The sequence below is a fragment of the Nonomuraea sp. NPDC000554 genome, assembly GCF_040300065.1.
Classification (GTDB): domain Bacteria; phylum Actinomycetota; class Actinomycetes; order Streptosporangiales; family Streptosporangiaceae; genus Nonomuraea.
This window is the reverse complement of sequence record NZ_JBEPDC010000018.1, coordinates 21,831-42,500: the sequence shown is the minus strand read 5'-3', so window position 1 is coordinate 42,500 and position 20,670 is coordinate 21,831. Positions and strand designations below refer to the sequence as shown.

Below are 20,670 nucleotides of genomic sequence, written 5' to 3'. Positions count from 1 at the left end.
ATCGAGGACCTCTTCACGGGCTGATCACAGGGCGGGCTTCAGGGGTGTTTCAGGGACCTCCCTGAGGCTGTTTCGTCCGGGCCACGGAAGACTTGGCTGCCATGGACGTGAAGAGGACGATCGTGATCGCGGGTCTGCTGGGGCTCGGGGCCCTGTTGACGGGGTGTGGGCTCGGCGGGACCCTCAAACATGACAAGGCGTCCTACGATGTCGCCGACAAGGTGGCCGGGCTCCAGGTCGAGGCCGACGCGGGCACCGTCGAGGTGGTCGGGTCCGACCGGCAGGGCATCCACGTGACCGAGAGCCTCAGCTGGTACGGGGAGCGGCCTGCCGCCAGCCACGACGTGCAAAGCGACACGCTGACCCTGAAGTTCACCTGCCCTCCCAGCCTGGCCGGCTCGAACTGCGAGGTGAGCTACCGGGTGGAGGTGCCCAGGGGGCTGCGCGTCAAGGCCACCGCCGACTCGGGGAAGGTGACGCTGAAGACGCTGTCGGGGGACGTCGAGGCGAAGACCGACTCCGGGGCGATCGACGCGAGCGGGTTGACCGGCAAGCAGGCCGTCGCGGCGACCGACTCGGGCGACATCACGCTCGTCTTCACCGGCACGCCCGACAAGGTGACAACGTCGACGGATTCGGGCGCGAGCGTCGTGCACGTCCCCCAGGGCCCGTACAACATCGTCACCAGGACGGACTCGGGCGGCAAGAAGGTCACCGCGACCCATGACCCCTCGGCGCCGCGTTCGATCAGCCTGACCAGCGACTCGGGCGACCTGAAGGTCGTGACCCCCTGAGCCGCCAGGAAACCCTGTTGAGGCCCCGGCACCGCTTTGCGAGACTTGGCGGCAAAAGCGACGCCCAGCCGTGAGAGAAGCAGGCAGTGACATTCGCATCCAGCGGCATTGAAATAGCCTGCGACGAGTCCGGGTCCGAGGGCGAGAAACTCATCGGTGGAAATACCGCCGTGTTCGCGCACGCCAGCGTGGGGCTGGAGATCGGATCGGCGGCCGACTGCATCCAGGAGACACGGAACAGGGCGCCTTCTCCGACCACCGAATACAAATCCAGCGTCATCCTCCGTAACAAGCATCGGGAAGCCCTCAAATGGCTGCTCGGGCCGTCGAGCCCGCTCCACGGAAACGCGCACGTCTATCTGATCGACAAAGCCTTCCTCGTCGTCAGGGAGGTCGTCGAGCTGATCGCGGCGGAGGCCGGCGAGGCCGTCGCCCTGTATCGCGAGGGCCCGAGCGCGTTCGGACGCGACCGGTGGCACGACTTCCTGGAGTCGTTCAACGACGTGCTGCGCGCCAAGAACGGCCGGGGCGCGGTCGCGTCCGTCGACTCGGCCTTCGAGCTGGTCGACTCCCTGCGCCTCGCGCCGGGCCGGGCGGGCGAGATCATGGAGCTGCTCTGGCGGGCCAGGCCGCGCGTGGACGCCTTCCGGGCGCGGCTGCTCGACGACCCGGCCGTGATGCCACCGCTGGACCCGTTGCTCCCGGCCATCGTCCAGGCGGTCGTCCACTGGGGTGCGGGCGGAGAGCCGGTCTCGATCGTGCACGATCGGCAGACCATGTTGACGGAAGAGCGTGTCACCCAGCTCAAGGGGATCTTCGCCGCTTCGCCGACCGGCGGGCTGGCCGGTCTGCGGCTGGTCGTCTCACGCACCGATCCACGGGTCCAGGTCGCCGACCTGCTCGCCGGGGCGGCCCGGAGGATAGCGGAGGACGAGCTCAACGGCCACGGCGACGCGGAGCTGACCGCGTTGCTGCGGCCGTACGTGGACGCGTTCTCGATCTGGGGTGACGAGCGCAGCTGGGCTCTGCTGGCGCCCACGTCCTGAGGTCGGCTACTGGCCGACCCTCCCGTCGATCCGCTCGCGCAGGAAGTCGGCGTGGCCGTTGTGCCGGGCGTACTCCTCCACCATGTGCACGAGCACCTCGCGCAGCTGGATGTCCTGGTCGCCGTACTTCCCGACGACGCCGAGATCGGGCGCCTCGGCCACGAACCGCTCCGCGAACGCGACCTCGGCCCGCCAGGCGTCGAACGCGTGCGCGACGACTTCGGGGTCGGGGACGGCGCCGTCGAAGTCCCCGTCGGGGTCGGCGGAGAAGTGCGGCGTCGTGTCCTGCCCGGCCATCCTCATCCTGAACCAGCGGCGCTCCACCTCGGCCATGTGCCGCACCAGCCCGAGCAGAGACAGCTTGGACGGCTCGACGGAGCGGCGGGCCAGGTCGTCGGCGTCGAGGCCGGAACACTTCAGCTCCAGCGTCAGACGCTGATCGCGCAGGTACCCGACGAGCATGCTGCGCTCGTCCTGGAACCCGCCCTCGGACCGGGGGTCCTCGTCGGGACGGACGAACATGTTGGACCACGCGAAGAGCTGGCCAGGGGGCGAGGGCACCGACTCATTAGACATATGCGCCATCCTCCCCCGTTCTGCGGAGACACCGCCACCCTGGCTCGACAGCCTGAACACCCGCAACGGGCAGAGCCTGCGGGAGCTGTGCGCCGGCCTGGACATGGCACGGCAGTCCGTCAGCAAGCACCTGGCCTGGAGGCGGCCAACCTGGTGACCACGGTGCGGCGCGGACGGGAGAAGCTGCACTACCTCAACCCCGCGCCGATCAACGCCATCGCCGAGCGGTGGATCGACAGATACGACCGCGAGCGCGTCCGCGCGCTCGCGGACCTGAAAACGGCACTGGAGGCAACACCGATGAGCGGCAGCGACGAAGCGTTCGTCTACACGACCTACATCAGGACCACCCCGGAACGCCTCTGGCAGGCGCTGACCGACCCGGCGTTCACCAGCCGCTACTGGGGCGTGACCTTCGACACGGGCTGGACGGCCGGATCGCCCATGACCTGGGAGCAGGGCGGCCAGCAGACCGTCGACGCCGCCCAGGTCGTCCTCGAGTCCGAGCCGGGCCGACGGCTCTCCTACACCTGGCACACCTTCACGCCGGAGTGGGCCAAGGCCGTCGGAGTGAGCGAGGACGTGCTCGCCAAGCTCGTCGACGAGCGCCGGTCGAAGGTGACGTTCGACATCGAACCGCTCGGCGAGCTGGTCAAGCTGACCGTCATCCACGACGGCATGGAGACCGGCGGCACCCTGCGGGAGATGATCAGCCAGGGCTGGCCGGCGCTCCTGTCAAGCCTCAAAACCCTGCTGGAGACCGGCGAGACACTCCCCGACCGCGCCGGCTGACCTCCCACGCGCCCGTTCAGGAGTTGTCGACCTTCAGCCCGAAGGCCGACAGCCCCTGCTCGTGGTGTTCGATCAGGCCGAGCCTCCGGTAGAAGGCGTGGTTCCGCTCACCTTCCGGGGTGGACTCGTGGTCCGTGGTCAGCATGAAGTACCGGCAGTGGGAGTAGCGGTCCATGAGGTGTTCGAGGAGCCGGCGGCCGATGCCCTGGCCGTGGACGCTCGCGTCGACCAGCAACTCCTGGACGTAACAGATCATTTCATCGTCCGACACCGTCCTCGCCAGGCCGAGCAGCCTGCCGGACTCGTCGCGGGCGGTGATGACGAGATGGGAGTTCACCAGACTGCGGCAGACCCTGGCGATGTCGCGAGTCCAGCGGCCCCAGCCGACCGAGTCGTAGAGCTGGAAGATCTCGTCCTCGTCGAACGACGTCTCCCGAGAGATGATCACCTGATTGCCCCCTGAAGTCCGGCATGAGCGACTATCACGCCGAACGTACCGCTCGACGGGGCTCAGCGCTGCTGACCGTGGCGCGGGGCGGGCCCGTACTCGATCTCCAGGCGGGTGAGCAACCTGGCCAGGAGGTGGTTGAGCTGGTCGAGTTCGTGGGGATTCAGGGCGTCGGCGAGGAGGTCGTGCTCGCGGGTGGTGCGGTCGCGGGTGGCCCGGCTCCAGCGTTGCCTGCCGAGATCGGTGAGGCGGACCGGGCGGCTGCGGCCGTCGGCGGCGGGTACGGGTTCGACCAGGCCGGCCTGGGTGAGGCGGTCGATGCGCACGCTCATCGTTCCGGCGGTCACGCCCAGTTCCTCGGCGAGTTGCTTGGGGGTGCGCTGGTAGGGCGGCCCGGAGCGCTGGAGCGCCGACAGAGCGGTCCAGTCTCCCACGGTCAGCTGGTGGCCGGCGGCGACTTCGGCGAGCAGGCGTTCGAACTGGCGGGAGACCCGGCCGATGCGTTGCCGGGCGGCCTCGGTGGTCGGGTCGGCGCCGCTCATCTGTCCGATCCAGCTGTCCAGTTCGGCGGCGACCGAGTCGCGCGGGCCGGAGGCGGCGCTCGGTGTCGGGTCGGGTGTCACGTTTGACGTCCTTTTGAGGGTCACGCTAATTTGCTTTGAGTCTCAAACTTTGAGTCTCAAAGCAACTGTACCGCCCGTCCAGAACAGACAGGACCCGACATGACTTCTGCTCCACCCGTCCGGCCGGACGCCTCCAGCCCCGGCGGCTCTCCTCCGAACACCTCCGCCAAGGTGTGGTTCATCACCGGGACCAGCAGCGGGCTGGGGCGCGCGCTGGCCGAGGCGGTACTGGAGCACGGAGACCGCCTGGTGGCCACCGCCCGCGATCGGTCCGTCATCGCCGACCTGGCAGAGCAGGCACCCGATCGGACGTGCGTCCTGGAGTTGGACGTCACCGACCCGGCCGCGGTGCGCCACGCGGTGCGGGCCGCGGTGGAGGCGTTCGGCCGCATCGACGTGCTGGTCAACAACGCCGGATACGCCATGCGCGGCGCACTGGAGGAGATCAGCGACCAGCAGCTGCGCCGGCAGTTCGACACCAACGTCTTCGGCGCCATCGACGTGACCCGCGCGGTGCTGCCCACCATGCGCGCCCAGCGCTCGGGCCACATCGTGCAGATGTCGTCGGTCGGCGGAGTGACCACCACGCTCGGCGGCACCGCCTACGCCGGCACCAAGTTCGCCCTGGAAGGGCTGTCCGAGGGGCTGGCGGCCGAGGTGGCGCACCTGGGCATCGGCGTCACCATCGTCGAACCCGGGCCGTTCCGTACCGACTTCGCCGGACGGTCGGTCCACTGGGCCACCCCCATCGAGGACTACCGGCCCGCCCTGGCCCCGGCCAAGGACGCCTTCCTGGCCCAGAACGGCGCCCAGCCCGGCGACCCGGTTCGGGCCGCGCACGCCATCCTCGCCGCCGTGAACCTCGACACCCCGCCGCTGCGGCTCCCGCTCGGCGGCCCCAGCTTCGACCGCATCCGCGCCCGGCTCCGCGCCCGCCTGGACGAACTGGACCACGTGGAGAAGCTCGGCCGCGACACCGACTTCCCCACCTGATCGACCAGCCCTCCTCCGCCCGACCCGCCGCAGCCATCACGGCCGGGTGACGTCCTTCGGCGGGGAGGCCGGGACCGGTCATCAGCGCCGGTCGGGGAGTCCAGAACGTGGCTGGTCAGAGCCCGGTGGTCATCGGGGACGAGCGGATCTCCGCCAGCGCCCGGGTGAGGTCCCGGGAGGACAGCCAGAGCTTGAACATGATCGCGAGCTCGAAGACCAGCAGGAGCACCGCCGTGCCGATCGTCACCGGCGCGATCGCCCCGGTGAGCGGGCCCACGATGAACACCGCCATCTGGAACTCGATGCCGCTGATCAGGTGCGCCCGGACGCGGTGGTCGCGCAGCCAGTCGCGGATGCGGATGTACCAGGCGAAGTGCGCGCGGAAGTGCTGCTGGAGGTCCACCGAGTCCGCCGAGGGAATCTCGTCGGGCTCCGAGTCCTGGGGACGGTCGCGGGCCGGGACTCCGGTCGCCTCCTCGATCGCTTCGTCCAGTTTGCGGCGCATCTGGCGGCGTACCTTCGCCACCTGGAGCGCGTCCACGTACCGGAGCATGTCGAGGAAGACGACGAGGACGCCGAGCACCAGGTAGAACTCCGCGCCTGTCACCTTGAACTGGCCCCACATGAGCGCCAGGGCGCAGGTGAGCACGCGGATCCGGTCGAAGACGTAGTCGAGCCAGCCGCCCAGCACGGTGCCGGTGCCCTTGAGACGGGCGATCTTGCCGTCCACGCAGTCCAGGACGAAGCTCAGGTGGTACAGGACGGCCCCGGCGACCAGCCACGACCAGTCGGCCATCAGGAAGCACGCGGCCGAGCCGAGCCCGAGTAAGAAGGCGCCCCAGGTGATCTGGTTCGGCGTGACAGAGGTGCGATTCGCCACGCCGACCACCAGGCGTCCGGCGAGCGGATCGACCAGGAACACCGTCCACCAGGCGTCCCGCGGTTTGTACGTCTGCGTGCGCACGTCGTCCAGGGTGAATCTGGGCATGCCGAATACCGCCATGGTCGAACTCCGTATCAGTGAGTGGGTGTTTGGTCGGTCCAGCCGATTTCCTGGTATGCGGTGAAGGTGCCGGTCTCGACGTCCCGTCCGTCGGCGACCTTGGTGGTGCTCTTCGTCTCCACGGCCAGCGGCAGCCCGCTCGCCGGGTCGATCACGAACCGCTCGTCGCTGAGCCGCCCGTCGGTGACGACCTGGTAGCTCAGGGCCTGACCGGTGCGTCCGAGCGGGTCGGTGACCTCGCCCTCCGCCTTCATGCTGGGCATGGAGGCCAGGATCTGGTACGCCGAGGACCGCGCCTCGGGCGAGACGGGCAACCCGGAGATGATCTCCAGACAGCTCTCGCGCAGTTCGGCCTCCATCTCGCGGCCGACGTACGCGCCGTACTCCTGCGCGATGCGGGCCACGAGGAACGCGCGCAGCCGCGTGGGGTCGCTCGGGATCGAGCGCAGCGCCTTCCAGCTGACGAGTTGCTTGGTCAGGATGCCGTCCGCGTTCCGCCAGCCGACACGGTGCGGCCCGGTCCGCGGCTCGCCGGGCGCCGACTCCACCAGCGCCTTGGAGGGGACGCGGCCCAGCCCGCTCACGTCGGCCGGGTACTGCCAGCTGCTCGGCGAGCCCGCGGCCCGCCACGCCGTCTCGTCCTGGGGTGTCGCCGGTTCGGCGCCGAGGTAGCGGCCCGTCCACCGGTCCCGCCCGCCGTCCTGCTTGGAGAGCCAGATCTCGCGGGTGGACTCGCGCCTGATGACGTAGCCGCGGTCCGGGGAGAGGATCAGCTGCCCGGAGACGACCCTGGTACGCCAGTACGCGCCATCGGACGGCGCCCTGGCCATGGCGCTCGCCGCGGCGAGCAGGATCTGCCTGGCGGACGGCCCGGCCGGGCCGGACACGACGGGATCGGGCGAGATCCGTACCAGCGAGCCGGACGGCAGAGCCACGGCGAGCGCCAGCGCGGCCGCCGCCGCCGCGCCGATCAGCCCGTTGCGGACCGGCGCCCACCACCGCGACCTGCGGGCCGGTTCTTCCCGCGGTACGCCGACCGCCAGCGCCCCCAGGAGTCTGGCCCGGCCGGAGTCGACGACGTCGGGCGAGGGGCCGGGCATGGACAGGAGGTCGCGCACGGCGGTCAGCTCGTTCGCGTCGGCCTGGTTGCCGTTCAGCTCATCCATCGAACCCTCCGATCATGGGGTTGACGCCGCCCAGGGCTCTGCGGAGTTTCTTGCGCACCCGGTTGAGCCGGGAGCCGACCGTCCCGAACGGAATGTCGAGCGTCTGCGCGACCTCCTCGTAGCTGAGGTCGGCGAGCGCGACGAGGAGCAGCACGTCGCGGTCGCCAGAAGAAAGGCGTCCCAGTGCCGCCGCGAGCCGCCCCTGTGCGTTCGCGGCGGCCACCCTGGCCGTCACCCTGTCCTCGTGCCCGTCGTCTGCCACTTCGCCGGCAGGTGCCCGCTGGAACGCCTCCAGCCTGCGCGTCTCGCTCCTCCTGTGCTGGGCGAGCAGGTTGGTGGCGATCCCGTAGAGCCAGGGCCGCACGGCGCCCCTGGCGGGGTCGAACGTCTGCCGTTTCCTGAACGCCACCAGGAACGTCTCGGCGGCCAGATCGTCCGCGATCTGCGTGCCGAGCCGTCCGGCGACGTACCGGTGTATCTCGTCGAAGTAGCGGTCGTAGAGCACGGCGAACGATTCCGGGTGGTGCCCGGACTGCTCGATGAGCGCGGCGTCATCGGCTGCCACGGGCACGTCCGGGGGAGCGGCCATGCGCATGGTGTCCCTTCTGTGGGTTACACCTCTATTCCGCCGGAACCCCGATCCCTCTTCACACTTTCTTCTGATCTTTCGGTGAATGTCGCCTTACGAGCGCCTCAGCCGACTGTGGAAACTGTCGGGGTCGGGTGCCAGACTGCCCCGCATGAGCAACGATGTGCAGCTGAGAGACGTTGAGGAGGCCGACCTGGAGGTCTTCTTCCAGCAGGAACAGGATCCCGAGGCGGCCAGGCGGTCGAAGTTCCCTCCCCGTGAGCGGGAGCGCTTCATGACCCACTGGACCACGAAGATCCTCGACGATCCCACCGTCTTCGTGCAGGCCGTCACCGTCGACGGCGAACTGGCCGGCAACATCATCGCCTGGTGGGAGGAGGACGAACGCTTCATCGGCTACTGGTTCGGCCGCGAGTTCTGGGGCCGCGGCGTCGGCACCAAGGCGCTCACGCTCTTCCTACAGCAGGAGAAGGCCCGCCCCCTCTACGCCGACCCGTACGTCGGGAACACCGGCTCGGTGCGGCTGCTGGAAAGATGCGGCTTCCGCCGCACCGCGACCGTCATGCACGGCGAGAACGAGCACGTCATGCTCGTCCTGGACGAGAAGTAGCGGTACAGGCGGTCCCCGTCGCGACCGTAGACCTGGGCGTTGGCCTCGACCACGAGGATCCCCGAGGGCTGGTTCAGCATCAGCAGAAGGCAGTTGCCAGACAAGGCCGCCTGAACGAATGATGTCGCCATGATCAGGGTTGAGTCGTTGACGAAGGTCTTTCGCCGCCCCCGTACCTTTCCGGGCGTTCTCGGGTCGCTGCGCACGCTCGTGACCCGGCAGTACGAGGAGCGGGTCGCGGTCGACGACGTCAGCTTCGAGATCCCGCGCGGCGAGGTCGTCGGGTACCTCGGCGCGAACGGCGCCGGCAAGTCCACCACGGTGAAGATGCTGACCGGAATCCTCACCCCCACCAGCGGCCTGGTCGAGGTCGACGGCCGGGTACCGTGGCGGGACCGGACGGCCAACGCGCGCGCCGTCGGCGTGGTCTTCGGGCAGCGCAGCCAGCTGTGGTGGGATCTGCCGCTGATCGAGTCGTTACGCCTGGTCGGCGACCTGTACGACGTGCCCGCCGACCGTTTCACCGCCTCGCTGCGCCGCATGCGCGACCTGCTCGGCCTCGACGACTTCCTCGACACCCCGGTACGCCAGCTCAGCCTCGGCCAGCGGATGCGCGGCGACCTGGCCGCGGCCATGCTGTACGAGCCGCCCATCCTCTACCTCGACGAACCCACCGTCGGCCTCGACGTGCTCGCCAAACAGGCCGTGCGCGAGTTCATCGCCGACACCAACAGAGACGGCCGCACCACCGTCGTGCTGACCACCCACGACCTGGCCGACGTCGAGGCCCTCTGTAAGCGCATCATCCTCATCGACAAGGGCCGCCTGCTGTACGACGGCGGCATCGACGCGCTCGTCACCGCGTACGCGCCGCCCCGGCGGCTGGTCGTCCACCTCGCGGGAGCCGCCGAGGACACCCGCACCTTCGACCTCTCCGGCGACACGCCGGTGCCGGCGCTGATCGGCCAGATCGCCGCCGAGCACGCGATCCGCGACCTGTCGATCGAGGAACCGGGTCTGGAAGACGTGCTCAAACGCATCTACGCCGAGAGCGCCGGATGATCCGCTCGCTGGCCGGGACGGCCCGCATCGGTCTGCGCTACCAGTTCGCCTACCGCAGCAACGTGCTGATGGCGGTGCTTGCGCTGGTCGCGCAGGTGTTCCTGTTACGCATGGTGTGGACGGCCGTGTACGGCGAGCGCCAGCAGGCTCAGGGCCTCACGCTGGAGGCGCTGCTCGCCTACCTGACACTGGCCAACCTCCAGGCGTTCGCCATCACCCCGATCATCACGCGCATCGCCCACTTCCGGATCCGTACCGGCACGGTGTTCTTCGACCTGTCCCGGCCGACCGGCTACCTGCCGCAGCTGGCCGCCTTCCAGGCGGGCCACACGCTGGGCGGGCTGCTCCTGATGGCGCCGGCCGTCCCGGTGGTGCTGCTGGTCGGCTCGATCACGCCGACCGCGCAGCCGCTCGGCTACGCTCGGCGCGTTCGCCCGGGCGCTGCCGTTCCAGTACATGGGGTACGTCCCGGCCGCCGTCTACGTCGGCAGGCTGACCGGCCCGGACGTGCTGCGGGCCGTGCTGGTCGAACTGGCGTGGATCACCGCGCTGACCGCGTTGCTGTGGCTGGTCTGGCAGCGCGCGCACCGCAGGGTGGTGATCAACGGTGGCTGAGGTCATGCGTACTCTGCGCCTGTACTGGCGGCTGCAGCGGGCGGCCATGCGCGGCGCGGTGCAGTACCGGCTGAACACGCTGATCGGCGTCGTCACCGGCGTGGTCTACCAGGGCAGCGGCTTCGCCTTCGTCTGGGTCGTCATGCACACCTTCCCCACGATGGCGGGCTGGAGCCTGCGCGAGATCGCCTTCCTGTACGGCCTGCGGCTGACGGCGCACGCACTCTGCATGCTGCCGCTGAGCAGCCTCATCGGCATCGAGTGGCTGGTACGCGAGGGCGAACTGGACCGCGTGCTGCTGCGTCCGCTCAACCCGCTCGTCCAGGTGATGACCAAGCGCATGGGCGTGGGCCAGGTCGGCGACCTGCTGACCGGGCTCGTCCTGCTGCTCATCGCGGCGCCGCCCTGGACGCCCGGCATGATCGCCTTCTCGCTGCTGGCCGTGGTGGGCGGCGCGCTGGTGGAGGCGTCGGTCCACCTGTCGCTGGCGTCCCTGTCGCTGCGCATGCTGGAGACCTTCGCGCTGCGCGGCTTCCTGGACGACGTGTTCAGCAAGTTCGGCTCGTACCCGATGAGCGTGTTCGGCGGGGTCACGCAGTGGCTGCTGACCTTCGTGCTGCCGGTGGCCTTCGTCGCGTACGTGCCGGCGAGCGTCCTGCTGGGCAGGGCGGAGGCGTTGAACGTGCCAGTCCTCGTGGCGTACGGGAGCCCGCTTCTGGGGCTCGCCCTCTTCACCCTCGCCTACCGCTTCTGGGAGCGCCAACTCCGGCACTACCACAGCGTCGGCAGCTAGCCGTGACCTGCTCGGTGACAGCCCTGCGCAGCACTGAGGCTAGGGTGAAGTCCGGTTCACACGAGGAAGCGGCATCGCATTGGCTCATCGCGCACTGGTCATCGCCCTGGTGCCCGCGATCGGGCTGCGACTGCTCGCGGTGCTCGGGTTCCCGCCGGCGTTGCTCTTCTACGGCGACTCGTTCGCCTTCCTGCGCGCCGAACTCGCGCCCGGAACGACCAGGCCGTCCGGATACTCCCTGCTCCTGGCGCTGCTCCGGCCCGCGCACAGCCTGACGCTGGTGACGGTCCTGCAGCACCTGCTGGTCCTGGCGCTGGCGGTGGCGGTCTACGCGCTGCTGCGGCGGCGCGGCCTGCCGGGCTGGGGGGCCACCCTCCTGGTCACCCCGCTGCTGTTCGACGAGTTCCTCGTACTGCTCGAACACATGATCATGGCGGACGCGATCTTCATCGTGCTGGTGACCGGCGCGATCGTGCTCATCGTGTGGCGCGTCACCCCGGCGACGGCCGCCGCCGGTGGGATGCTGCTCGGCCTGGCCGGGATCACCAGGACGGTCGGCCTGCCGCTGCTGCTCCTGACCGCCGCGTACCTGCTGCTCAGAAGGTACGGCTGGCGTCCGCTGCTGGCGCTGGTCGTGGCGGGCGCGATCCCCCTGGGCGCGTACGCCACCTGGACGAAGGTGGAGAAGGGGAAGTTCGGGCTGACCGAGGCCGACGGCAACTTCCTGTGGTCCAGGACCATGAGCTTCGCCGACTGCGCCGTGATCAAGCCTCCCGAGCGGCTTGCCGTGCTCTGCCCCGACATGCCGGTGGAGCAGCGCCCCTACCCGCCCTACTGGTTGTGGGAGAGCTTCTCCCCGCTGCTCAAGGTGCCCGGCTCCGCGAACCGCAACCAGCTCGCAGGAGAGTTCGCCAGAGCGGCCATCCTCGCCCAGCCGGGTGGCTACCTGGGCTCGGTCGCGACCGACCTGAAGCAGCTGCTGCGCTGGGAGCGCACGGCCGCCGACGAGAAGACGCCCTACAAGTTCCCGCAGGCCGAGCGGCCGCTGAACGGCTCGGTGCGCGACATCGCGGAGTCGTACGAGGCGGGCCCGGCCGCCACCCGGGTCGTCGAGCCGTTCGCCGGATGGCTGCGCGCCTACCAGCGGTTCGGCTACGTCCCCTTCCCCCTGCTGATGTCGGCCCTGGTCGGGGCGCTGGTGGCCGCCCTGGTGAGACGGCGCCTCGACGCGCTGCTGCCCGGGCTCGCGGCGCTCGCGCTGATCGTCTCCCCGCCCTTCCTGGCGGCCTACGACGTGCGTTACGTGATCCCGGCGATTCCGCTGGTCTGCCTGACGCTGGGCCTGTCGCTCAGCACCCGCTCGCCTTCCCGGCAGGACGCGCCCGTCCGTTCGATTGATCAATCTTCATTTGCACCGTCTTGACCTAATCAACTACGGTCCTTGACCACTGTCAGTATTTTGGTGCAAGTGCGGAGTGATCAAGTGAAGAAGTGTAAGACGGGAACCAGCATCGCCCTCACCGTGGCCGCGACCGTGGGCGCCCTGCAGTTCACCGCTCTGACACCGGCCTACGCGTCTCCCACCACCCCGGCGACTCCTACTCCGAGCGCGACTCCTACTCCGAGCGCGAGCCCCACGCCGTCCCCGACCACCAGCGCGACGCCCAAGGGGCTCTTCACGCCCGCCAGGTACACGCTCCCGCTCAGGGGGCAGAGGCAGGCGACGAACTACTACTGCGTGCCCGCGTCGTCGTCGATGAGCCTGTCGAGCTTCGGCGTCAACGTCAGCCAGTCGACCCTCGCCAGGAAGATGAAGACCACCAGGACCGGCACGAGTGGCGTCAACGCCGTTCCCGTAATCAACTCCTACGTCAAGCCGCGCGGCTACCAGTACACGATCCCCACCGACGCCGACGGCAACCCCGCAATGCTCATGAAGCGGGTGTCGCAGAACATCGGCGACCTGAAGAAGGCGCCGGTGCTCGCCGTGTGGATGGAGCAGCTGCCCTGGAACAAGGGCAAGGTCAGGGGCACCAAGGTCGGCCACGCGATCATCGCCTACGGCTACGACAAGCTCAAGAACACGATCACCGTGTACGACCCGTGGAAGCCGACCGGAGGCACCCACACCCTCAGCGCCTCGACCCTGGCCGGCATCCTCCAGCCGGGCGGCAACATGTACTACATCTCCAAGCTCTGAGACGTCGCCCCTGCGGGATCAGAAGAGGGTCAGCGGCTCGGCCGGCATGGGCTCGGGCAGCGGCTCGATCCCGGGCAGCCGGGCTCGCACCTCGTCGTGGAACCGGCGGGCGAGCATCAGCGCGTCGGCGTTGTCGGGGGTGTGGACGAACACGGTCGGCGAGCGGCCGTCGCGCAGCCATTCCGTGACCGTGCCGACCCAGTGCTGCCAGCCCTCGATCGTGCGCTCCGTGGCGTCCCGGCCGATGTAGCGCACGATCGGACGGTCGGTCAGAGCGGACGATCGACGCGGGACCCGCGGCTTCTTCGTCCACGCGTCTCGTTCGGCGTCGCTGGTCGGCGGGGTCTGGAAGAGCGCGGTCGTGTCGAACGGCACCCACTCGGCGCCGGCGCCGGCGAGAACCCTTTCGAGCAGCCCCTCGGACCGCGCGTCGTCGAAGAACGCGCGGTGGCGGACTTCGACGGCGTACCGGTACGAGCGGGGCAGCCCGCGCAGGAAGCCCGCCAGGACGCCGAGGTCGGCCGGGGTGAAAGAGCCCGGCAACTGGACCCAGAGAGCGTGCGCCCGCGTCCCGAGCGGCTCGATCGTGTCCAGGAACGACCGGAGTTCCTCGTCGACGCCGGAAAGGCGGCGCTCATGCGTGATCGACTTGGGCAGCTTGACCACGAAACGAAAGTCGGGGCCGGTCTGCCGCGCCCACGACTCGACCGTGCTCCTCGCCGGCGTCGCGTAGAACGTCGTGTTGCCCTCCACCGCGTTGCACCAGGTCGCGTAGGCCCGCAGGCGCTCCCCGGGAGGGAGCGGATGGGGGAGGAAGCGTCCCTGCCATGGCGCGTGAGTCCACATCGCGCATCCCACATGAAGCCGCATGACCCTCGACGCTATCCAAAGCCGTCAGCGGTGGACACACCACGGCGGGGAAGCCGAGCTCGACGAACTGGGCGATCAGGACACCTGCGCCCCAGAACGCTGACCGCCGTCCGTCGTGTAGACCCAGTCGAGGCCGTCCTCTCCGGCTTCGTCGAGATGTTCCGCCCGGGACAGACCGGCACGGACCGCCACGCGTTGGGAGGCGAGGTTGGCCGGCCGGACCCGCGCGATCAGTGGAATGTCGGGAACGTGCTGGGATGCCCAGGTGGTGACGGCCGTCGCGGCCTCCCCGGCGAAGCCCTGACCCCAGGCCGACGCGGCGAAGCGGTAGAAGAGGTTGAGAACCTTCATGCCGTTCAGTTCCATCGGCTTGATCCCGCAGAACCCCAGTTGCGGGTCGGCACCGTGGAGCCGGACGACCCAGTACCCCTATCCGTCACGCTCCCACTGGGCGTTCCAGCGCTGGTAGAGCGCCACCGCCTCGTCCCGCTGGGCGAGGGCGTCGGAAGGATTGTGGAGGCAGGTTCTGGCGTCGCTGTGGATCTCGAAGATCGCATCGATGTCGGCTTCGGTCGGACGCCGCAGCGACAGTCGGGCAGTCCGCAGCTCTTCGGCCGCCAGGCTCCGGTTGCTCATGCGTAGATCGTAGAGCCCCGTCAGGCATCCCTGACGGGGGTGCCCTCAAGGGGCGGTCGTCACCGTCCCTACGCTCGTGCTACGCAGTAGCACTCGATAGCACACGTTGTACGCTTGAGGAGTGAGCACTCCCGAACCGGACCCCTCGCACCAGATCTCCCAGCGGGACCTGCGCAACCGCTCGGCCGAGATCATGGACGGCTTGGAACGAGGGGAGCGATACGCCGTAACCCGCAACGGTCACCACATCGGCGACCTCGTTCCCATCCGCCGCCGACGCCGGGCCGTCTCGCGAGCGGAGTTCGCCGCTGTTTCCCGAGGGATGCCTGTCCTGGACGACAGGAAGTATCGCGACGACATGGACCACCACGTCAACGACGACCTCTACGACCCTTACGATCGCGCCTATGCCCGAGGTGAGTTCGCGCAGGACGAGGAATGACCCACGCCCAAGGCCTGCTCGATACCAATATCCTCATTCTGCGGGCGGGCATAGACCCTGACGAACTGCCCGACGAGATGATGATCAGCGCCATCACCACGGCAGAACTCTCCGTCGGTGTGCTGGTGGCCACCGGGCCGCAGGAACTCGCTCAACGGATGAAGATCCTGCAGACCGTTGAGGCCGAGTTCGATCCGCTGCCCTTCGATGACACCGCAGCCCGCGAGTACGGCCAGTTGTGGACTGCCGTCATCGCCTCAGGCCGCAAGCCTCGCCCCCGAACAGCGGACTTGATGATCGCTTGCGTGGCCATCGCCAACCGGCTGCCCCTCTATACCTGCAATCCGAAGGACTTCAAGGGCCTCGACCACCTCCTCACCGTGGTCCCGGTCACCCGCCCACATTGACCGGCCTCCTCAATGTCACGCTCAGCAGCGGCGATCCGCTTGTCCGAGGGAATCCGGGCAGCGTCAGAGCAGTTCGCCGGTCCGCCGTCGTCGTGACCGCCTGTCCGGTGAGGCGCGGCCGAGCGGAGCCGGGCCGGATATCAGGCGACAAAATCGATGATTTTGGGCGTGCATAAAGGCATGCCCCTCAGTGGCCGGTTCGGGTCCAACGCCGAGCCCTAAGAGCCGCAAAATTTCATGTCACAGAGATTGATGAAGAGAACTTTCAGGGATATGTTCACGATCAACCCGTCCTCCCCCATAGGCGGTGAGATGTCGAAATGTCCCCCGACGACGGCATTCCCCTTCCGGCGAGGTTGATCACCATGCCGCCAACGTAGTTCCGTCGCCACAGGGCTCATCGACATCAAGGAGCTGGGCGCTCAACCGCACCCCCCACACCTTCAGAGAGGTGAGCATGCCCACAACCAGCAGGCCGACCTGGCCGAAGACCCTCAGATCCACGATCACTGCCCTGTTAGTCACCCTCGCGGCCGCGCTGATTCCCCAGGCCGCCTCAGCGCAGGGCACCAGCGCCCTGGCCGTGTCGCACAAGAGCCCGTTCAACTGCGGAAAGACCTTCTATGCCAACAACTGGTCCCCCGGCCACAGCCCGTCGGGTGCCATCGACTGGCAGGACTACGGGGGCGACGACATCAACGGTGAAACCGTGCGTGCCACCGCTGCGGGCACCGCGTACTTCTCCGACGCGGGAAGCACGAGCTACGGCAAGTGGGTAGAGGTCCGTCACAGTGACGGCACCAAAACTCGCTATGCCCACCTCGCGACCATGGTCAGGTCGGCCGGCAGCTCGATGACGGTCAGCCAGGGCACCACGATCGGGACTGTCGGCTCGACGGGCGGCTCCACCGCTCCGCACCTGCACTACGAACAGCGGACCTCCACCGGTGCGGTGGACACCAGCCCGACCGTAGACGGCGTGACGGTGTCCTTGGGCGAGAAGAAGGCCATCACCAGCACCAACACCTGCAGCGGCAACCCCTACACCCCTGAGGAGGTCTGCGGCAGCGGTTTCGCCGTCATCGACTCCGCCGGCCTCACTGGTGGTCGCACCTACCTGCTCTACAACTCGGGCAACGGCGACAACTGCGTCGTGACGCTGAAGACGACGAACCTCGGCTCGCCGTCGTCGACGTCGGCCTTCCTGGAGCCGCAAGGGGAAAGCAGGACGACCGACTCGGGCAGCTACGACTACTACGCGGGGCCGGTCAAGCGCAACGCGGCCAGTCAATGCGTCAGGTGGGGCGGCTCGGTCGGCAGCAGCTCGTACACCAGCCCCTTCGAACACTGCGGTTAAGAGCGTGACGGTCGGTCGCTGAAGGAGCCGTGGAAGCGTTCTTCCAGCGACTGGTCTTCTCAGCCACACAAGACGTCGAAGGCCACTACCCGATCACGGGTAGTGGCCTTCGGCCTGGGTGGACCCTGCGACCCCTCTTCCTCAGGGGCGGCCGCCCATGGCGCGCAGGAGAGTCTTGCCGTCGATGTCGGTACGGATCGCGCCGGGGCAGACCCTCAACGCATCCTCAACAACCCCGGTCCTATCTTTCTCTCACCTCGGCGCACCTGCAGTTCGGGTACGGTCCGCCCGGCTTGGGCGAGATGCCGCAGCGCCGAGTGCTTTCCGGAAGATCCCGTGCTTCTGGTGGGCCACTGCGGCCCCCTGGAGGTGGCGGGAACGGGGGTTGGACCCGGAGAGAGGCCGAACGCGACGCCGCCGGACGGCTGCCGCACTCGGGCTCAGCTGGGCCCTCAGCGTGCTCCCCCTGCCCGGTGGGCATGGCATGTCCGTATCAAGGGAGAGGATCTCCATGCGAAAGACGCTCAAGCGCGGCCTGGTGATGGCCGCCGCAGTCGGCGCGGTTGTGCTCGGCGGGGTCAGCGCCGCCGTGGCCGACGGGGGAACCGACACGCCCACCGAGGGATCGGTGATGATGAACCCGGGCGACGTGAGTATCCAGTCCATCAAGAACGTCGGCGGCGGCACGTGGAACTTCGGCACCCACGCCTCCAACGGCTGGTCGGACTACCTCCACAACAAGAAGTGCCACGGCTCGTCCACATCGTCGGGCCACCACTACAACGTCGACCACGACATCCGCGCGGGGAACTGGTCGCAGTCGAAGGTCTGGAGGGACGGCAGCGCCGGGATCAAGGCGTACTGGACGAACACCGGCAGTTGCTGAGTCTCGGTGAGCACGTTGCTCAGCCTGTCTGAGTGAGCACACCGTAGGGGTGACGTGGAAACGTCACCCCTACGCATCAGTGAACGACGTCTAGGTTCGAGGAGATGCACCTCCCATGCGTCACCACGGCGTGAAGCTCGTCTCTGTCGTCATGCTCGCCGTCTCGGTGCTGCTGGCGTTCCTGGTGCTGCAGGATCTCGACAAGGAGCCGACGCTGGGTGAGACGGCCACGATCTGGATCCAGGACACCCGTGGCGCGGCGAGCGGCGCCCAGACCGCACGGATGGTCACCTCCTTCGCACGTGACCATCGTGTGTCGATCGTGCGGGAGGTCGACGACTTCCGGGATCCGGATCGACTTCTGCATCTCTACGTCGCCGCGGGCGATCCCGGATCCGCTCCCGCGTCCTGGCTCCGGCGTGGGTTCTTCTCGTTCGGTCGCTTCACCCGCATCGAAACCCATCCGTTCGAACAGCTCGGCCTTCCCGATCCGAGGGGCATGTACCAGGTGTACGGTCCCAGCGGCTCGGTTGAGGCGCTGCGCGCCGAGTTCGCCGAACTCGGCCTCACCGGCGACGTCGTTCAGCCCATCGGACTCGGCGTTCGCATCAGCCGTTACGCGCTGCCTCCGCTGGGACCGGCCTTTCTCGTCGCGGCGCTCAGCGTGGTGCTGACCGTGGGCGCGAGGCATTCGCTCGCCTGGAGCTGTTCGCCGTGGTCGCGGGCGGCCTGGCGGGTGTACTGAGCCTGCTGGCCCTCATCGCCCACCTCGGCGCGCTCGCCTTGGTGACCCGCAGCGACATTCTCCGCGGGCTGAAGGGGGAGGTGGCACCCGGCCCTGCGATGGCGAGCGCCTACCTGGTCCGGATCGCCGCCGCGCTGCTCGTCTTCGTCGTCGGCGGCACCACTGTGGTGTTCGGGCAGGACATCACGTGCAGGCAGGAGAGCAGCAAGCACTTCGCCGCACTGGGTGAGGCGACCTACATCGCTCTTCCCGGGAGCCGCACGCAAGAGGCAGGCGAGAAGATGCTTGAGCAGGTCGGCCGGTGGTTGCGCGGGGCCGACAAGCGCGGGCAGGTCATCGCGGTCTTCCGGTGGCCGCTGGAGCAGTTCGGGTCTCCGGGGGCGAGGGTTCCGCACGGCGATCTGCTGTTCGTCAACGACACCTTCCTCGCCGAGCAGCCGATCCTGGACCCGTCGGGAAGGCGGTACGGCCCGGATCCCCGGGGCCGGGTGCGTGTGATCGTGCCGGAGAAGCTGCGCGATCATGCCGGTGTCATCACCCGGAACGTCCCGTCGGCGATCAACCCCGCGGACGAGGGGAGAAGGGTGCTGCAGGCCGGGGTGGACCAGGTATGGGCCAGGGACGGCCAGACGGTCTTCACCTTCGGCGTCTGGCCCCGGGGGTTCGAGGGCGAAGGGCCGGACGGACTCCCGCTGGACAGATCCTTGCTGCGCGATCCGGTACTCGTCGTCATTCCCAACGGGTCGCCTCTCGTCTCTGATCGCAACTACTCGGCGCGGGCGACGCAGGACGGGATCGTCTTCAAGAATCCCCGGGACGTGCTGGCCGCCGTCGGGCGAGAGGTGCCGGAAGAACAGATCGCCGGCATGATCCCGGTCGCCCAGCGCGCCGTCGCGGACCGCACGCAATCCGTCCACAAGCTGTGGATCAGCGTGCTCAATCTGACGGCGGCCCTGGCGGTGCTGTTCATCACCGGGGTCGGGGTGTGCGTGATCTACGCGCGGAAGAACGCCCAGGCGATCTTCGCCAAGCACATCAGCGGCTGGTCGTTCTGCGCGATCCACCGGAAGCTGTTCGTTGTGGATGCGCTCGTCGCCATCGCGATCCTGGCCTGGGTCGGGTGGGACAACTGGACCAGGCTCACGGCCGCCAGAGAGTTCACCGACCAGGGGGTTCCCCCACCGCCGGACCTGCTGCCGGCCAACTGGTGGGAGCTGGCTCCCGCCGCTGGGGTGGCCGTGCTGGCGACGGCCCTGCTGGTGGCCGCCCTCGGTCTCGCCCACCGCCGCATCGTCACCGAACACGCCGCCGATGTCTGAGCAAGCCGGGAGCCGAACCGTGATCACCGTCAAGAGCCTGTCCAAGTCCTTCGGTCGCCGCACGTTGTGGTCAGACCTCAACCTCACCGTCCCCGGCGGCCAGATGCTGGCCGTAACCGGACCCAGCGGGGCGGGCAAGTCCACCCTCCTCAACTGCGTGGGCCTGCTCGAATCACCGACGAGCGGGCAGATCCTGTACGAGGACGTGGACATCACCCGATTCGGCAGGAGGGCAGGACGTCGTTTCCGTCGCGACGTCCTCGGCTACCTGTTCCAGAGTTACGCACTCGTCGAGAACGCCACGGTGGCCGACAACCTTGAGATCGCGGTCACGGCCCGGCGGGATCGGCGTTCCCGCTACCATGACGCGCTCGAACGCGTGGGCCTGACCGGGCGTGGGAAGGAGAAGGTTCATCACCTCAGCGGCGGTGAACAGCAACGCGTCGCGCTCGCCCGCCTGCTCGTCAAGCGGCCGTCCCTGGTCCTGGCCGATGAGCCGACAGCCGCTCTTGACAGCGACAACGCCGCCATGGTCCTCGACACCTTGCGGGGGATGAGCGACGCGGGATGCACCGTGATCATCGCCACCCACAGCTACTACATCCACGGCAGGTGCGATGCCACCTTCGAGATCGGCGCCCCGCGCCATGGGACTTAGGCGACCGGCGCCCACCTCCCAGCGACCGCTGGCAGCAGGT

Annotated in this window: 25 protein-coding genes and 1 pseudogene; 17 read left to right on the top strand and 9 right to left on the bottom strand. The window is 68.6% G+C overall.

Annotation, left to right across the window (positions count from 1 at the left end; genetic code table 11):
- The first annotated feature begins 101 nt into the window (after positions 1 to 101).
- Positions 102 to 794, top strand: coding sequence for a DUF4097 family beta strand repeat-containing protein (locus tag ABT294_RS30350; RefSeq protein WP_350809711.1), 693 nt, complete (start codon positions 102 to 104; stop codon positions 792 to 794).
- An 86-nt stretch (positions 795 to 880) separates the two neighbouring features.
- Positions 881 to 1,840, top strand: coding sequence for a hypothetical protein (locus tag ABT294_RS30345; protein WP_350809710.1), 960 nt, complete (start codon positions 881 to 883; stop codon positions 1,838 to 1,840).
- Between the two features lie 6 nt (positions 1,841 to 1,846).
- Here ABT294_RS30345 and ABT294_RS30340 read toward each other — a convergent pair whose 3' ends face one another.
- Positions 1,847 to 2,416: a DinB family protein gene (locus ABT294_RS30340; protein ID WP_350809709.1), complete on the bottom strand. Its 570-nt coding sequence runs from the start codon at positions 2,414 to 2,416 to the stop codon at positions 1,847 to 1,849.
- 153 nt (positions 2,417 to 2,569) lie between these two features.
- Here ABT294_RS30340 and ABT294_RS30335 point away from each other — a divergent pair, with 153 nt between their 5' ends.
- A complete protein-coding gene (locus ABT294_RS30335; RefSeq protein WP_350809708.1) occupies positions 2,570 to 3,208 on the top strand; it encodes an SRPBCC family protein in 639 nt (212 codons plus the stop codon).
- Positions 3,209 to 3,224: 16 nt separating this feature from the next.
- Here ABT294_RS30335 and ABT294_RS30330 read toward each other — a convergent pair whose 3' ends face one another.
- Complete coding sequence (locus ABT294_RS30330) at positions 3,225 to 3,656, bottom strand: GNAT family N-acetyltransferase (protein WP_350809707.1); 432 nt, start codon at positions 3,654 to 3,656, stop codon at positions 3,225 to 3,227.
- 62 nt (positions 3,657 to 3,718) lie between these two features.
- Positions 3,719 to 4,279, bottom strand: coding sequence for a MarR family winged helix-turn-helix transcriptional regulator (locus ABT294_RS30325; protein WP_350809706.1), 561 nt, complete (start codon positions 4,277 to 4,279; stop codon positions 3,719 to 3,721).
- Positions 4,280 to 4,378: 99 nt separating this feature from the next.
- On the opposite strand from ABT294_RS30325, the gene ABT294_RS30320 reads away from it, so the two are divergent.
- Positions 4,379 to 5,272 carry an oxidoreductase gene (locus ABT294_RS30320; RefSeq protein WP_350809705.1) on the top strand — a complete coding sequence of 298 codons (894 nt, stop codon included), beginning with the start codon at positions 4,379 to 4,381 and terminating at the stop codon, positions 5,270 to 5,272.
- Positions 5,273 to 5,387: 115 nt separating this feature from the next.
- Here the strand turns inward: ABT294_RS30320 and ABT294_RS30315 are convergent, their stop codons facing one another.
- From ABT294_RS30315 to ABT294_RS30305, 3 genes are read right to left on the bottom strand one after another with little or no spacing between them, the layout of a single operon-like run.
- A complete protein-coding gene (locus ABT294_RS30315; protein ID WP_350809704.1) occupies positions 5,388 to 6,275 on the bottom strand; it encodes a CDP-alcohol phosphatidyltransferase family protein in 888 nt (295 codons plus the stop codon).
- 14 nt (positions 6,276 to 6,289) lie between these two features.
- Entirely contained in the window at positions 6,290 to 7,441 is a 1,152-nt protein-coding gene (locus ABT294_RS30310; RefSeq protein WP_350809703.1) for a CU044_5270 family protein, read from the bottom strand.
- Positions 7,434 to 8,030, bottom strand: a complete 597-nt coding sequence (locus ABT294_RS30305) for an RNA polymerase sigma factor (protein WP_350809702.1) — start codon at positions 8,028 to 8,030, stop codon at positions 7,434 to 7,436. The genes ABT294_RS30310 and ABT294_RS30305 overlap by 8 nt, the downstream gene beginning before the upstream one ends.
- A gap of 151 nt (positions 8,031 to 8,181) precedes the next feature.
- On the opposite strand from ABT294_RS30305, the gene ABT294_RS30300 reads away from it, so the two are divergent.
- The 6 genes from ABT294_RS30300 (at position 8,182) to ABT294_RS30270 (ending at position 13,310) form a co-directional block, all read left to right on the top strand.
- A complete protein-coding gene (locus tag ABT294_RS30300) occupies positions 8,182 to 8,640 on the top strand; it encodes a GNAT family N-acetyltransferase (RefSeq protein WP_350809701.1) in 459 nt (152 codons plus the stop codon).
- A gap of 129 nt (positions 8,641 to 8,769) precedes the next feature.
- A complete protein-coding gene (locus tag ABT294_RS30295; RefSeq protein ID WP_350809700.1) occupies positions 8,770 to 9,702 on the top strand; it encodes an ABC transporter ATP-binding protein in 933 nt (310 codons plus the stop codon).
- Positions 9,699 to 10,391 (top strand): hypothetical protein, encoded by a 693-nt coding sequence (locus ABT294_RS50885; RefSeq protein WP_502912163.1) that lies wholly within the window; start codon positions 9,699 to 9,701, stop codon positions 10,389 to 10,391. Before ABT294_RS30295 ends, ABT294_RS50885 begins: the two co-directional genes overlap by 4 nt.
- A complete protein-coding gene (locus tag ABT294_RS30280) occupies positions 10,322 to 11,110 on the top strand; it encodes an ABC transporter permease (protein ID WP_350809697.1) in 789 nt (262 codons plus the stop codon). The genes ABT294_RS50885 and ABT294_RS30280 overlap by 70 nt, the downstream gene beginning before the upstream one ends.
- A gap of 79 nt (positions 11,111 to 11,189) precedes the next feature.
- The gene (locus tag ABT294_RS30275; protein ID WP_350809696.1) at positions 11,190 to 12,533 is read left to right on the top strand and encodes a hypothetical protein; all 1,344 of its coding nucleotides are present in this window, start codon (positions 11,190 to 11,192) and stop codon (positions 12,531 to 12,533) included.
- Positions 12,534 to 12,593: 60 nt separating this feature from the next.
- Positions 12,594 to 13,310, top strand: coding sequence for a C39 family peptidase (locus tag ABT294_RS30270; protein WP_350809695.1), 717 nt, complete (start codon positions 12,594 to 12,596; stop codon positions 13,308 to 13,310).
- An 18-nt stretch (positions 13,311 to 13,328) separates the two neighbouring features.
- On the opposite strand, the gene ABT294_RS30265 is transcribed toward ABT294_RS30270, so the two are convergent.
- The 3 genes and pseudogenes from ABT294_RS30265 to ABT294_RS30255 all read right to left on the bottom strand — a co-directional run bounded on the left by ABT294_RS30265 (position 13,329) and on the right by ABT294_RS30255 (position 14,816).
- Positions 13,329 to 14,180 carry a DUF72 domain-containing protein gene (locus tag ABT294_RS30265; protein WP_350809694.1) on the bottom strand — a complete coding sequence of 284 codons (852 nt, stop codon included), beginning with the start codon at positions 14,178 to 14,180 and terminating at the stop codon, positions 13,329 to 13,331.
- Between the two features lie 75 nt (positions 14,181 to 14,255).
- Positions 14,256 to 14,591, bottom strand: a pseudogene (locus tag ABT294_RS30260) (GNAT family N-acetyltransferase); the annotation flags it as partial.
- An 18-nt stretch (positions 14,592 to 14,609) separates the two neighbouring features.
- On the bottom strand, positions 14,610 to 14,816 hold the full coding sequence (locus ABT294_RS30255; protein ID WP_350809693.1) for a GNAT family N-acetyltransferase: 207 nt from the start codon (positions 14,814 to 14,816) through the stop codon (positions 14,610 to 14,612).
- Between the two features lie 121 nt (positions 14,817 to 14,937).
- Between ABT294_RS30255 and ABT294_RS30250 the strand changes: the two genes are divergently transcribed.
- The 7 genes from ABT294_RS30250 (at position 14,938) to ABT294_RS30220 (ending at position 20,630) form a co-directional block, all read left to right on the top strand.
- Entirely contained in the window at positions 14,938 to 15,258 is a 321-nt protein-coding gene (locus ABT294_RS30250; RefSeq protein ID WP_350809692.1) for a type II toxin-antitoxin system Phd/YefM family antitoxin, read from the top strand.
- Positions 15,255 to 15,665: a type II toxin-antitoxin system VapC family toxin gene (locus ABT294_RS30245; RefSeq protein WP_350809691.1), complete on the top strand. Its 411-nt coding sequence runs from the start codon at positions 15,255 to 15,257 to the stop codon at positions 15,663 to 15,665. Before ABT294_RS30250 ends, ABT294_RS30245 begins: the two co-directional genes overlap by 4 nt.
- Positions 15,666 to 16,122: 457 nt before the next feature.
- Positions 16,123 to 17,022: a M23 family metallopeptidase gene (locus ABT294_RS30240; RefSeq protein WP_350809888.1), complete on the top strand. Its 900-nt coding sequence runs from the start codon at positions 16,123 to 16,125 to the stop codon at positions 17,020 to 17,022.
- A 511-nt stretch (positions 17,023 to 17,533) separates the two neighbouring features.
- Positions 17,534 to 17,908, top strand: coding sequence for a lactococcin 972 family bacteriocin (locus ABT294_RS30235; protein ID WP_350809690.1), 375 nt, complete (start codon positions 17,534 to 17,536; stop codon positions 17,906 to 17,908).
- Positions 17,909 to 18,059: 151 nt separating this feature from the next.
- The gene (locus ABT294_RS30230; RefSeq protein WP_350809689.1) at positions 18,060 to 18,653 is read left to right on the top strand and encodes a hypothetical protein; all 594 of its coding nucleotides are present in this window, start codon (positions 18,060 to 18,062) and stop codon (positions 18,651 to 18,653) included.
- On the top strand, positions 18,623 to 19,972 hold the full coding sequence (locus tag ABT294_RS30225) for a bacteriocin-associated integral membrane family protein (RefSeq protein WP_350809688.1): 1,350 nt from the start codon (positions 18,623 to 18,625) through the stop codon (positions 19,970 to 19,972). The genes ABT294_RS30230 and ABT294_RS30225 overlap by 31 nt, the downstream gene beginning before the upstream one ends.
- A 19-nt stretch (positions 19,973 to 19,991) precedes the next feature.
- The gene (locus ABT294_RS30220; protein ID WP_350809687.1) at positions 19,992 to 20,630 is read left to right on the top strand and encodes an ATP-binding cassette domain-containing protein; all 639 of its coding nucleotides are present in this window, start codon (positions 19,992 to 19,994) and stop codon (positions 20,628 to 20,630) included.
- Positions 20,631 to 20,670 lie beyond the last annotated feature (40 nt).